General features: G+C 41.0%; 13 protein-coding genes, 1 tRNA gene and 1 pseudogene. 9 read left to right on the forward strand and 6 right to left on the reverse strand.

Annotation, left to right across the window (positions count from 1 at the left end):
* Positions 1-89: 89 nt before the first annotated feature.
* Positions 90-434 (forward strand): helix-turn-helix domain-containing protein, encoded by a 345-nt coding sequence (locus KUG37_RS05655; RefSeq protein ID WP_216936944.1) that lies wholly within the window; start codon positions 90-92, stop codon positions 432-434.
* A gap of 144 nt (positions 435-578) precedes the next feature.
* Here the strand turns inward: KUG37_RS05655 and KUG37_RS05660 are convergent, their stop codons facing one another.
* The 3 genes from KUG37_RS05660 to KUG37_RS05670 form a co-directional block, all read right to left on the reverse strand.
* Positions 579-947 (reverse strand): AlpA family transcriptional regulator, encoded by a 369-nt coding sequence (locus KUG37_RS05660; protein ID WP_216936943.1) that lies wholly within the window; start codon positions 945-947, stop codon positions 579-581.
* A 37-nt stretch (positions 948-984) separates the two neighbouring features.
* The gene (locus tag KUG37_RS05665; RefSeq protein ID WP_216936942.1) at positions 985-2,232 is read right to left on the reverse strand and encodes a tyrosine-type recombinase/integrase; all 1,248 of its coding nucleotides are present in this window, start codon (positions 2,230-2,232) and stop codon (positions 985-987) included.
* Positions 2,233-2,424: 192 nt separating this feature from the next.
* Positions 2,425-2,501: transfer RNA gene (locus KUG37_RS05670), tRNA-Ile, on the reverse strand.
* Positions 2,502-3,302: 801 nt separating this feature from the next.
* Between KUG37_RS05670 and KUG37_RS05675 the strand changes: the two genes are divergently transcribed.
* Positions 3,303-3,857, forward strand: coding sequence for a 1-acyl-sn-glycerol-3-phosphate acyltransferase (locus KUG37_RS05675; RefSeq protein ID WP_216938449.1), 555 nt, complete (start codon positions 3,303-3,305; stop codon positions 3,855-3,857).
* A 244-nt stretch (positions 3,858-4,101) separates the two neighbouring features.
* On the forward strand, positions 4,102-4,851 hold the full coding sequence (locus KUG37_RS05680) for a YebC/PmpR family DNA-binding transcriptional regulator (RefSeq protein WP_216938448.1): 750 nt from the start codon (positions 4,102-4,104) through the stop codon (positions 4,849-4,851).
* A gap of 68 nt (positions 4,852-4,919) precedes the next feature.
* On the opposite strand, the gene KUG37_RS05685 is transcribed toward KUG37_RS05680, so the two are convergent.
* Both KUG37_RS05685 and KUG37_RS05690 read right to left on the reverse strand, forming a co-directional pair.
* Positions 4,920-5,390, reverse strand: a complete 471-nt coding sequence (locus tag KUG37_RS05685) for an Lrp/AsnC family transcriptional regulator (RefSeq protein WP_216938338.1) — start codon at positions 5,388-5,390, stop codon at positions 4,920-4,922.
* Positions 5,391-5,703: 313 nt separating this feature from the next.
* On the reverse strand, positions 5,704-6,468 hold the full coding sequence (locus KUG37_RS05690) for a glutathione S-transferase family protein (protein ID WP_216940280.1): 765 nt from the start codon (positions 6,466-6,468) through the stop codon (positions 5,704-5,706).
* Positions 6,469-6,762: 294 nt separating this feature from the next.
* Here KUG37_RS05690 and ychF point away from each other — a divergent pair, with 294 nt between their 5' ends.
* Entirely contained in the window at positions 6,763-7,854 is a 1,092-nt protein-coding gene (ychF, locus tag KUG37_RS05695) for a redox-regulated ATPase YchF (protein ID WP_216940281.1), read from the forward strand.
* Positions 7,855-8,062: 208 nt separating this feature from the next.
* A pseudogene (locus KUG37_RS05700) lies at positions 8,063-8,679 on the forward strand (superoxide dismutase).
* 189 nt (positions 8,680-8,868) lie between these two features.
* Here KUG37_RS05700 and KUG37_RS05705 read toward each other — a convergent pair.
* The gene (locus KUG37_RS05705) at positions 8,869-9,366 is read right to left on the reverse strand and encodes a hypothetical protein (protein WP_216937168.1); all 498 of its coding nucleotides are present in this window, start codon (positions 9,364-9,366) and stop codon (positions 8,869-8,871) included.
* A gap of 103 nt (positions 9,367-9,469) precedes the next feature.
* Between KUG37_RS05705 and KUG37_RS05710 the strand changes: the two genes are divergently transcribed.
* From KUG37_RS05710 to purT, 4 genes are all read left to right on the forward strand, one after another.
* On the forward strand, positions 9,470-10,222 hold the full coding sequence (locus KUG37_RS05710) for an AzlC family ABC transporter permease (RefSeq protein ID WP_216937165.1): 753 nt from the start codon (positions 9,470-9,472) through the stop codon (positions 10,220-10,222).
* Positions 10,219-10,578: an L-valine transporter subunit YgaH gene (ygaH, locus tag KUG37_RS05715; protein ID WP_216940283.1), complete on the forward strand. Its 360-nt coding sequence runs from the start codon at positions 10,219-10,221 to the stop codon at positions 10,576-10,578. The genes KUG37_RS05710 and ygaH overlap by 4 nt, the downstream gene beginning before the upstream one ends.
* Positions 10,579-10,661: 83 nt before the next feature.
* Positions 10,662-10,790, forward strand: a complete 129-nt coding sequence (locus KUG37_RS14815) for a hypothetical protein (RefSeq protein ID WP_302052334.1) — start codon at positions 10,662-10,664, stop codon at positions 10,788-10,790.
* A 91-nt stretch (positions 10,791-10,881) separates the two neighbouring features.
* A complete protein-coding gene (purT, locus tag KUG37_RS05720) occupies positions 10,882-12,096 on the forward strand; it encodes a formate-dependent phosphoribosylglycinamide formyltransferase (protein WP_216937162.1) in 1,215 nt (404 codons plus the stop codon).
* Positions 12,097-12,099 lie beyond the last annotated feature (3 nt).

The following is a 12,099-nucleotide window of genomic DNA, read 5'->3' on the forward strand; positions in this document are numbered from 1 at the left end:
GTTCTACAAGTAAGCATCTAAACTATGTCTATATTTATATAAAAACATGACTAAAACGTCAAGTTTTTATTGTCTATTTGGCGGTAATAATGACACTTGAATTAGACTCGAATGATTTTAAAATTCGATTGAAAGAAGTTAGACGAACACGAAAGTTAACACAGCAAGAGTTAGCCGAAAAAACAGGAATACCTGTAACCTCGATTGCGCATTTTGAGTCAGGTTCACGTAAACCCTCGTTAGAGAATTTCTATAAGCTGATTGTGGTGCTTAATATATCAGCTGACTACATCCTGGGACGCTGTGAAAAAATGGGTACCTCAGCGATTGATCCTATTACTAAAGCTTTACAGGACCTACCAGAGTTGGAGCGTAAAATGATTGAGAAATTCATTGTATCTTTGACGAATGAGAACATTAAACAGAATGATTAGATGTGTTATTAAATAAAAGTTCTGGAAATTAAAAAACCACATAATGTGGTTTTTTTGCATAGCAGCATAATGGCTATAAATACATAATGTATTCGCTATGAAGAAAGTTATCATCTATTTCATAGATGTTCATTACAATTCTGATTATCTCTCACCTCTACATTTTGTTTTGTAATTTCTATACCACTCTTCTATTTCTTCAGTATCAAAATAGACCGCTGCTTGCCGAGATGCACCTTCTTTCAAAAATCTTGGGAAAGTAGGATCATTTTCGATAATTTTGCGCAAGCAATCTCGAGTAACATTAAGCATTTTACAAACTTGATTGTATTTTAAGCGAAGAGGCTTCAAATTCTGACAACCCATAGGTATATCTGAATCATCAAATTTTTTAATAGTACGTACAATACTACGACGAGTATGTGATGTAGATGCTTTAAAATGATCCAACTGAGGATCCTCATTTAATAATAGAGAAACCATCCTAGCAAAAATAAACAATTCAAATCCCATCCGTTCAAAAACTCAAAAAAGTGTCCACTTTTTTAAATTAATGCTTAAGTAAAGACTCAATATAACCACTCCACCACTCCATGATTTCATATCGTTCTTCTAAATGTGCTTCTTTATCATATGCTCCCTTGACCCCAGTTTTTAAATGAGCCAATGCTGATTCGATTACTTGCCATTTGTCACTATAGCGTTTATTCAAATTGGAGGATGCAATATGTCTAAATCCATGTGGATTTTGCTTTCCTCGATAACCTAATCGATTCAATGCCGCATTAAATGTTAAATTTGAAATTGGCTTATTAATGCTATCGCGACTTGGGAATAAGTATTCACTTTCAGGTGAAATTTTCTTTAATTCCATCAATAATTTAATGACATGATTGGACAAAGGAATCCCATGTTCGATACCTTTTTTCATTATATTTGAGGGACGTATCCACACCGCCTCATCAAAATCAAATTGCTCCCATTTCGCCTGTCGCAATTCCCCTGGACGAGGAAACATATGTATTAAAAGTTCTAAGCCTATTGCAATCGGTCTGGATGAGGAATTTCGAATTAATGAAATCATTTCTGGAAGCTGTTGAATAGCTACATGCTTCATACTTTGAGATTCCCCTTTCGCTAAATAATCACCAATCCCTTCCAATGGGTTATATAAAATACCTTTTTTGAATTTTGCTAAACCATAAGCACCTGAGCAACATGAAATAAGCTTTTCAATTCTGTTATAAATTCCTTCATTCATTTGCTTGTTAGTAAAAAACTCCAACCATTCTGCTGGTGTAATTGATTTATATGGTCGATGTCCAAAGACAGGAATTAAATGCCGTTCAACCGATTGTTTTTCCTTTTTATAAGTATCAGCAGCCCAAGTCTGCTTTTTGCGCTCTAACCACTCATTAATAAGATGAGAGAATAAAGCCTTTTCCTGCTCAAGCTGAATTTTCTTAATCTCAACCTGTGTTTGAATTAGTATTTCGCCTAGCGTCATAGCCTCTGCCTTTTCACGTGCTTGCGCATAACTTACAGATGGATAACTACCTAATCCTATCCATGCCCATTTTCCTTGATCATTCTTATATCGATACTGCCAATGCTTTTTACCATTCGGCTTAACCCTACAATACAAACCTGGAATATCAGTAGGCTCACGATATTCTTTCGCTTTAGGTTTAAGTGTTTTATAGATTTCTTCAACACTTTTTTTTCGGCGAACCTTTGTATTCTGCGATACAGATCTTAGACGAATATCATCTTGAGTGTTAACATCAAAAACATTCATAACTTACGGAATCTCCAGTAATTTTTCCTTGGTGTATCCCTGAGTTATATTTTAAATTTAGGATACAAACAAGGATACACAGAGCGTGTTCCCATACGAAGTTATATAAGTTTAAACAAAGCAATAAAAAACCCTTAACTCTTTTAGAATTAAGGGTTTAGATCTTATATAAAGCTATATAAGTATATAATTTGGTGGGCCCAGACAGACTTGAACTGTCGACCAACGGATTATGAGTCCGCTGCTCTAACCAACTGAGCTATAGGCCCTATATGCTGAAAACTTTATTTATCAATAAGTTCAGGCGTCATGAATACTAGCTAAGATTTTTTTGAAAGACAAGTACTTTTATGACTGCTTGAACATTTAGGCAGCACTCATGAGCGTCTGGTCTTAGCCACAATCTCAGTTAATTAAGACTTCGGTATAGGAGCCTACAGAAAAAAGAGAGAGATCATGGCACCATTCAAGACAAATGAGCCTGTAATTTTGAATCTAACCTGCTCTACGGGAGCGCAAAATTGATAGATTTAACGTCTTAGTATATCTATCAAGTATCAAAGTTCGCTATTGTTCAGGCTGTAATATTGAACGAAGAACATCGAATTAAAAAGATAGAATGACTAGAATTCAGACTTCATTTCTTCATCTTTATGCAAATCCAGCTTAATTTCGATCAAAGACCATACAATTATAAGCACTAAAATCAGTATAGAGACTACGAAGGCTGTAATGTACGTCATACTTTTCAATCTCAGAGTAGAAAGAATAAGAAAATAAAAAAGACCTGCTTCAGCCTTCTTCTTCGACAAAAGTCTAATAACTAAAACCTGCTCTGAATAGTCATTTTTTCACCATTTTAAGACTTTTTTTATATCTTTTAATATTTTTTATATATCAATACTATTTTACTTATATATTTTAGCTCTTAATATTTCAGCTTAAAAAGATGAATAAATCATAGATTTTTACATTATTTACTGATTTTCTTTAATAGCCTATTGACTGTATAGCTGAACAAGATGAAATTATGCAGTTCTCTCCATACAGCTTTTTACTTATCTGTGCTTATGCTAAATAAATTCCTTGGCGAATCTGCATTTAAACTTGCAGGTTGGCAATATCATGTCGAACCAGATGTACTTGAAAACAAACAGGTCATTATTGGATTTGAACATACCTCAATGATGGATGCAGTGCTGTCAATTGCCCTGTTCCAGATTTATGACCTCAAGATCCACACCCTGATCAAAAAAGAATTATTTAAAGGACCTTTCAAGCCGCTATTAAAAGCTGTCGGTGGCATTCCGGTTGACCGCAAAGCCAGTAAAGATATCGTGACCCAGATGGTGGAACACTTTCAAGATAATGAAAAGTTTAATCTGGTGATTGCGCCAGAAGCGACACGGGCTAAACGAGGTGAGGCACGCAAACCGATTCGTACCGGTTTCTGGCATATTGCCAAGGCTGCGAATGTACCGATCGTGTTGTTATATGCCAATTCAAAAACCAAGCAAGGTGGCATTCTCGGCAAGATTTATCCGACGGATCTTGCGCATGACCTGGCTTTGATCAAACAACTTTATAAAGACAAGGTGGGGCTAGATATCGCTATTCCAGAATAAGCCTCTTAAAAACAGCGACATGAACAGAGATTCTACTGTTCATGTCTTGTTCATCCGTTTATATAAATGCATAAAAATAAAATTACCAATACCCCATCCTATTTCTATTCCTTCTCGATTTAGCGCTTTTTTTTGCTTTTATCCTGAAATCTCAAATCCAGGCACTTTTTTTTAAAAAAACGCTTATGGTAGAATTTCGGCATTCTGATAGGCATACAGCCAATCTACAAGGAGCAAAGTTCGCATGGCGGGTCATTCCAAGTGGGCCAATATTAAGCATCGTAAAGCAAAACAAGATGCGAGTCGTGGTAAAGTTTTTACCAAATATATTCGTGAATTAACCACTGCTGCAAAGCTTGGTGGTCCAGATGCTGCAAGCAACCCGCGTTTACGTGCTGTGGTTGAAAAAGCATTATCGGTGAATATGACACGTGACGTGATCAACCGTGCCATTCAACGTGGTGCTGGTGGCGAAGATAACGACGACCTGAAAGAAGTGACCTACGAAGGTTATGGCGTCGGCGGTGTTGCAGTTATTGTGGAAACGATGACGGACAACTTGAACCGTACTGTGCCTGACGTACGTCACTGCTTCTCTAAAACTGATGGTAACCTAGGAACTAATGGTTCGGTGGCATTCCTGTTCACTAAACGTGGTGAGATTACTTTTGAAGATGTGTCTTTGGAAGATCAAATCATGGAAGTGGCATTAGAAGCCGGTGCTGAAGATATCGAAGTAGATGAAGATCAAATCTTGGTAATTACTACACCTGAAGCTTTTGGTGATGTTCAGGATGCGTTAACTGCGGCAGGTTTAAAATCTGACAATGCCGAAGTAGTCATGAGCCCTTCAACCAAAGCCGAAATCACGGACATCGACCAAGCGAAAAAAATCATGAAAATGATTGATATGCTTGAAGATTTAGATGATGTACAAAACGTGTATACCAATGTTGAATTCTCAGATGCCGTTTTAGCAGAACTCGATGCTTAAATAGCACTGATTCAAAAAACGCACCCAAGGGTGCGTTTTTTATGGCTGTCGACTACCCTCGTATCTGATTAAACTTTATTGAGTAAGCCGCTACAGTTAAAGACATTATATTCTTTAATGACAAAGCTCGAATGCAGTGCAACCACGTGCTCAATTTTTCCAATCCGCTTGAGCAGGATGTCACTGTAATTCTCCATATCCCGTGCCACCACTTCGACAATAAAGTCTGCCGACTGACCGGTGACCAAAAATGCATTAATCACTTCGGGAATGCTTTCCAGTTCTTCCAGAAATTTAGCAAAAGTATCGCTATCATGTTTGCTTAAGGATACCTGTAACAGCACATGCAGAGTGAAACCTAATTTTTGGTAATTGATTTCACGTTTTAAACCACTGATAATATTATGATCTATTAAGTGTTTGATCCTGCGATGTACCGAACTCACAGATAAATTCACCCGCTCGGACAGCTCATTTAGATTGACATCTTCATGGGTCAATATTTCTAGAATATGTTTATCGAAACGATCCAGTTCCATTTTTATACTCTTATCTCAATAATCAATAGATGCAGAAAATTTTGCGCCATCCCTGTTATACAATATTTATTTATTTTTCACAAAATTTTCATATGCTGAAAATATTTTCCAAATGGGATAGGCACTGCAACTTAAAGCTATAGTTCAGAATATCGGCAGCGGTGGCTCTTCATCCAGATTTGATTTTGATTCGCTTTTCAATAACTTTAGCAAGAACATGGATATCTACTAGAATAATCCTTGAAGATAGACCTAATCTCATTAAAAAAACGCGCTTCATGCGCGTTTTAATTTCTGAGAGTAGCATTTAAGCTTATACACCACGCCAGTCTACCCGCGCATTACGTTCGGTTCGATAAACACGGCAAATATATTCACCCAGTGCTAGCCCATTCAAATACTGCTGATAGTCACGATATTCTTCGGACAAAGTTTCAAAATTTTCTTTTTCCCACGGCGTACCTGGAATCGCCAAAAGTGGTGCCAACATGGAACAGACCGCAATATCCGCCAGACCTAAACGATTTCCGACAAAATAATGCCCACCTTGGCTGACCAGCATCTGATTGAGTTGCTGTACAGTGACATCAATATGCTGTTTGGATTCTGCTACGGTTTCCTCATTCAAGGCATAACCCTTGGCCACCATCGCTTTTAATAAAGGTTTAGAAAATTTTTCAAACTGGCGCAAATAGCCCTGCTCACCAATTAAAATATCCAGAGATTCATGATCGGAAGTAAGCGCTTGAGATAACATCCAGCGACGGACATGACGACCCAGTTCCAGGGTAATTTCATTAATTTCTAGGGCTTTATTTCGAAAATGTCCTTCTGCGTACAATAAGCGGTGTTCTGGATAAGTATCATCCAGATATAAAGCAATCTGGGTCGAATCTGCGACCCATCGTTCCTGATCGCGCAAAATAGGCAGACGATTCTGACCGGTTTTCAAGCGGGTAAAAGCGCGGTGTACACCGGGTATCAGATTGTGAGCAACATAATACAGCTCTTTATGGTCCAGCATCCAACGTGCTTTTTCGCAAAAGTGAGATAAAGGAAACTGGTATAAAGTTCGCATGTATGCTCCATGTTTATCGTTATTGGATCAGGGCGTATAGGCCGCTGTTTTATTCAGATACTTTAGTCACTCACTTTTAGAAAAACAATGTGATTTTTATTCAAAAGTATAATACTGGCTGATTATTCCTCCATGTTTGGCAGGCTCACAACAAATTTTGAAAAACTCGGCAGACCATTTTAGGCAGCCAGAAGTATTTGAATGCAATAAACCACAAGCGCATGACCTGACTTTAGCCGTGCTTTCATGTAAAATCAGGGACAATTTTTATATAACGCTTTTGTGAGTTTTTTCATGGGTTTTAATTGCGGTATTGTCGGCTTGCCGAACGTTGGTAAATCTACACTTTTCAATGCCTTAACCAAAGCTGCTATTGCTGCAGAAAACTTCCCTTTCTGTACGATCGAACCAAACACCGGGATTGTGCCTGTTCCAGACCCACGTTTAGACAAATTGGCTGAAATTGTTAAACCGCAACGGGTTATTCCAACCTCTATGGAATTTGTAGACATCGCAGGTCTGGTAGCCGGTGCATCTAAGGGCGAAGGTCTGGGTAACCAGTTTTTGGCCAACATTCGCGAAACTGATGCGATTGCTCACGTCGTGCGTTGTTTTGAAGATGAAAACGTAATTCATGTGAATGGTCGTATTGATCCACTGGATGATATCGCCACGATTAATACGGAACTTGCGCTTGCAGACCTAGACGCTGTAGCGAAAGCACTTACGCGTTTGACTAAATCTGCGAAAAGTGGTGACAAAGAAGCACTTGCCACGAAAGCAGTGCTAGAAAAAATCCAGCCGTTACTGGATGAAGGTAAACCAGCTCGTGCAGCGGACCTGGATGATGACGAACGTAAACTGGTACGTGGCTTTGGTTTAATGACTCTTAAACCAACCATGTATATTGCAAACGTTGCTGAAGACGGTTTTGAAAATAACCCGCATTTAGACGCAGTAAGAAAATTAGCCGCTGAAGAAAATGCGATTGTAGTACCCCTTTGCAACCAGATCGAAGCGGAAATTTCATTGCTTGAAGATGAAGACCGTGCTGAATTCCTGGAAGCAATGGGCATGGAAGAACCTGGCTTAAACGTGGTGATTCGTGCAGGTTATTCACTGCTTGGCTTACAAACTTACTTCACTGCAGGTGTACAGGAAGTTCGTGCTTGGACCGTGAAAATTGGCGCAACTGCACCACAAGCCGCTGGTGTGATTCATACCGACTTTGAAAAAGGTTTTATTCGTGCAGAATGTATCGCTTACGATGATTTCGTGCAGTACAACGGCGAAGCGGGTGCAAAAGAAGCAGGCAAATGGCGTTTAGAAGGTAAAACATACATCGTACAAGATGGTGACGTTCTACACTTCCGTTTTAATGTTTAAGTATTTTCTGTAAAAAAAAGCCCCTCCTTGGGGCTTTTTTATTGCCTAAAAGATAGGATGGATAAGATGAGCCAACCTGCAGGCAGTGTATAAAATCAACACACATTAACAATAATGATAATTATTCTCATTGATAGGCATTAAATTAGGGTGTATGCTCAATCTGACCACAGTGACCTGACTTCATTTGAGCAAAGGAATGCTGACCATGAGTTACACCCTGCCTGCACTGCCTTATGCTTATGATGCCTTAGAGCCCCATATCGACAGTAAAACCATGGAAATTCATCACAGCACGCATCATCAAACCTATATCAATAATATCAATGCAGGTATAGCGGGCACTGAATGGGAAGACTTATCGGTCGAAGCCTTAATCACAAAATCCAATGAAGTGCCTGAGCAATTAAGACAAAACCTCATTAATAATGCTGGTGGACATGCCAATCATTTACTGTTCTGGCCAGTCATGAGTCCAGATGGAGGTGGACATCCAGAAGGCGAAATTGCAAAGGCCATTGAACATGAATTAGGAGGATTCGAGGCATTTAAAAAGCCTTTACCCAGGCAGCGCTAAGTCGCTTTGGTCGCGGTTGAGCCTGGTTAAGTGTCGCGCCCGATCAAACAATTATTGTAGAAAGCAGCGCCAGTCAGGATTCACCATTTATGCATGGCAACATTGCCATTTTAGGTCTGGATGTTTGGAAACATGCCTATTATTTACAACATCAAAACCAGCGTCCGGAATATATTTCAGCTTTCTTCAATGTCGTGAACTGGAAGGAAGTTAACCGTCGTTATCTGGAAGCGCTGAATGCGCTTTAATCTCTGAGGATGAGGCCATGTCTACACGTACCCTGATTAAACGCATGATCGGCAGCTCACTTCTGCTCTGTGGTGTATTCGTGATTTTATTAGAGCATGTGTGGATGCCCTATTTTTAGAGTCTGTTTTTAAAAAAAAGCCAGTCTAAATGACTGGCTTTTTAATGGATATTTCTAAATGGATAAAGATTTATTGCATATTGGCAATCGCGGTGCCTTTTTGCTTTGGATCGGTATTTCCAAGTGCTGGATTGGCAATCGCATTCTGGCATTGCAATTTATCCCGCTCATAATCCGCCTGTTTTTGTGGCAGGCCATTCCCATTTTCAATCACAGTGCGCGCCCAGACATCCAGACTGGTTAAGGCCTTACGGCACAGGGCATATTTACCTTCAGTGACCGAATCAGTCATTTTGACATTAATACGCCAGTCGGTACTCAGTTTACGTGCCGGTTGACGCACTTGGCTTTCCAGCTGATCCACTTCTTTATTATAAACCAGGGGATCTACTTCATTGATCAGTTGCCATGCTGCATTGGCATAGGTCGTTGCATCATTGGTCAGTTTGGGTGCCGGCTTAATTTCTGGCTTATCAGTCATTTGACTGTCATTCCCACAAGCTTGTAACAACAATGCAGTGCTCATTAAAGCAGCTGTCAGCATCGCAGGTGTCTTGAACATCCACATATCAGGCTCGCCAATTTAAACATTTCGGCACTATGCTATTAAATTCACGTAGAATACACAATCTTCATTTGACCCATCGTTCAACTCTCCTTCAAGGTGTGTCGTGTCTGAACAGAATCAACTCGCTACGCAATCTGCTGGTTTCTGGCAAGGTGCAAAAGATAGCCAAGCGATCATCTTCACCTATCTGCCGGTGTCGTTTGCTTTTGGCGTTTCAGCTACTCAGTTTGGCTTTACGGCCTGGGAAGCACTGTTCCTGTCCTGCTCCATGTATGCAGGCGCTAGCCAGTTCCTGGTGGTCGCCCTCTTAGGCAGCGGTACATCCATCTGGATGACCGCATTGACAGTCATTGCGTTAGATATCCGTCATTTGCTCTATGGCCCTGCGCTACAAAACCTGATTCAAGACCGCCTGAACTTAAAGAAAACTGCGATCTGGTCCTGGGGTTTGACCGATGAAGTCTTTGCCTCCGGCATGATCAAGCTTTCACAGCGGCGTCAGGAATGGTCGGAATCCTGGATGCTGGGTTTAAGTCTGTTTAGCTGGATGTCCTGGGCACTTGGATCTTTCCTCGGCGGTTTATTTGCCGATCAGGTCAGCAACCTGCCACAGTTCTTGCAAGCTGCTCTGGATTTCTTGTTACCTGCGCTGTTCCTGAGTTTCTTGTTGGCTGCTTTTGAGAAGAAACATACTTTTGTGGTGGCTGTGACCATTCTGGTTTCTGCGGTTGCCTGCTATTTTATCGACCTGTCTGCCGCGATTTTTATTGGGATTAGTTCGGGTATTTTCGCTGGTCTGTTCAAGCACTATATTCTGAAACAGCCAGATCCTGAACACGCAGGAGATCAAGCATGAGTCTAGAGATTATTCTGGTTGGAATTTTAGTCGGGATCGCCAATTTCGTCTCGCGCTTCGGGCCTTTTTTTGTGATTCAAAAGTTTCAGCAAGGCTCACAAAAACGCGGAGCGTTGTGGCTAAAAATCGCCTTGGGTTCAATCGGGATTGCCGCGATCAGCTCTATGCTGGTGGTTGCCACCCTGCCGCCTTTACTGGAAACACCGAATAAAAGTTTTGCCATGCTGGTCGGCTTTATTGTGCTCACGGCTTTATACTTCAAGTTTAAACGGATCGTGATGGCGACCTTAACTGCAGCACTAACCTATGGTCTAGTTTATATCTATATTCCCGTGCCTTTTTTAAGCTTTAACTGATTGATCAACCTTCACAAAGCCCCATGCCAAACTCAGAGCATGGGACTTTTTTTATATAACAATAAAAACCAGGAAGGATAGACATGTTTGAAGCTAAACATGTGGTTAAAGGGAAACCTCAAAACGGAATTTATCGTCTGCAAGCTCAGTCTGACAGCACTATGAAAATGACAGGTCTTCCTCATTCAAATCCAGAAAAACTTTATAAATAAAACTGTTGGACAATATCACAATTTTGTATGAATCTTGGCTTAACTGCAGGCTCAGTTCTGCTATGCTAAAAGTCCATAAAATCAAGCATGGATGATACACATGAGCGTGACTATTGGTACTCCCCTTCAATCTTCTGCCTATAAAGTTCTATTATTAGGTTCTGGTGAACTGGGCAAGGAAGTGGTGATTTCACTACAACGTCTTGGTGTAGAAGTTCATGCTGCTGACCGTTATGACCATGCGCCAGCCATGCAAGTCGCACACTATTCCTATACCTTAAATATGGCCGATGCCGATGAGTTAAAACAGCTGATCCAACAGATCCAGCCACATTTAATCATTCCTGAAATTGAAGCCATTGCAACCGAAGTATTGGTAGAAATTGAAGAACAGAACATCGCAACCGTGATTCCATCGGCCAAAGCCGTTAATCTGACCATGAATCGCGAAGGCATTCGTCGTCTGGCCGCAGAAGAACTCGGTCTGCCCACTTCAGCTTACCGTTTTGCTGACAGCTTAGAATCCTTTCGTGCAGCCTGTGACGATGTGGGCTATCCAAATTTTGTGAAACCGGTAATGTCGTCTTCAGGCAAAGGCCAGTCCCGTGTAACCAGCTTTGACGAAGTTGATGCAGCCTGGGAATATGCGCAAACGGGTGGGCGGGTCAATCAGGGTACGGTGATTGTAGAATCACAAATTGACTTTGATTTTGAAATCACCCTACTTACTGTGCGGGCAAAAAATCCGGTAACCGGTGAAATCGAAACCTCTTACTGCGATCCTATCGGACATCGTCAGGATTCAGGCGATTATGTGGAAAGCTGGCAACCTCAACCGATGACTCCGGCCGCTCTGGAAGAGTCCAAGCGCATTGCCCACAAAGTCACTACAGCACTTGGTGGTTGCGGAATCTTTGGTGTGGAACTCTTCGTAAAAGGCGATAAAGTATGGTTTAGTGAGGTTTCCCCTCGTCCACACGATACCGGACTGGTGACTCTAGCCTCTCAATTTCAAAGTGAATTTGAGCTACATGCACGTGCCATTTTAGGCTTGCCGGTTAATACTGCACGACACAGTGTGGCTGCCAGCGCGGTGATTTATGCCGGGGTAGATGGTTCTAATCTTTCCTTTTCTGGCCTGAATCTTGCTTTAGCAGACGGCAACACCGATTTACGCCTGTTTGGCAAACCTGAAGGCTTTAAGCGCCGTCGCATGGGTGTGGCCACTGCACGTGCAGAAACCATTGAACAGGCACGTGAACTGGCGCTACAGGCATCAAACCAAGTTAGTGTCAACCAAAACTAAGCT

The organism is Acinetobacter sp. BY419 (assembly GCF_019038395.1).
GTDB lineage: Bacteria > Pseudomonadota > Gammaproteobacteria > Pseudomonadales > Moraxellaceae > Acinetobacter.

Coding starts and splice junctions, on each gene's coding strand:
- KUG37_RS05685 (WP_216938338.1), bottom strand. CDS start 5,390: ATGGAACTGGATCGTTTCGATAAACATATTCTAGAAATATTGACCCAT.
- KUG37_RS14815 (WP_302052334.1), top strand. CDS start 10,662: ATGTTTGAAGCTAAACATGTGGTTAAAGGGAAACCTCAAAACGGAATT.
- KUG37_RS05660 (WP_216936943.1), bottom strand. CDS start 947: ATGGGATTTGAATTGTTTATTTTTGCTAGGATGGTTTCTCTATTATTA.
- KUG37_RS05680 (WP_216938448.1), top strand. CDS start 4,102: ATGGCGGGTCATTCCAAGTGGGCCAATATTAAGCATCGTAAAGCAAAA.
- ychF (WP_216940281.1), top strand. CDS start 6,763: ATGGGTTTTAATTGCGGTATTGTCGGCTTGCCGAACGTTGGTAAATCT.
- KUG37_RS05690 (WP_216940280.1), bottom strand. CDS start 6,468: ATGCGAACTTTATACCAGTTTCCTTTATCTCACTTTTGCGAAAAAGCA.
- KUG37_RS05665 (WP_216936942.1), bottom strand. CDS start 2,232: ATGAATGTTTTTGATGTTAACACTCAAGATGATATTCGTCTAAGATCT.
- KUG37_RS05675 (WP_216938449.1), top strand. CDS start 3,303: ATGCTAAATAAATTCCTTGGCGAATCTGCATTTAAACTTGCAGGTTGG.
- KUG37_RS05655 (WP_216936944.1), top strand. CDS start 90: ATGACACTTGAATTAGACTCGAATGATTTTAAAATTCGATTGAAAGAA.
- ygaH (WP_216940283.1), top strand. CDS start 10,219: ATGAGTCTAGAGATTATTCTGGTTGGAATTTTAGTCGGGATCGCCAAT.
- KUG37_RS05705 (WP_216937168.1), bottom strand. CDS start 9,366: ATGTGGATGTTCAAGACACCTGCGATGCTGACAGCTGCTTTAATGAGC.
- purT (WP_216937162.1), top strand. CDS start 10,882: ATGATACACATGAGCGTGACTATTGGTACTCCCCTTCAATCTTCTGCC.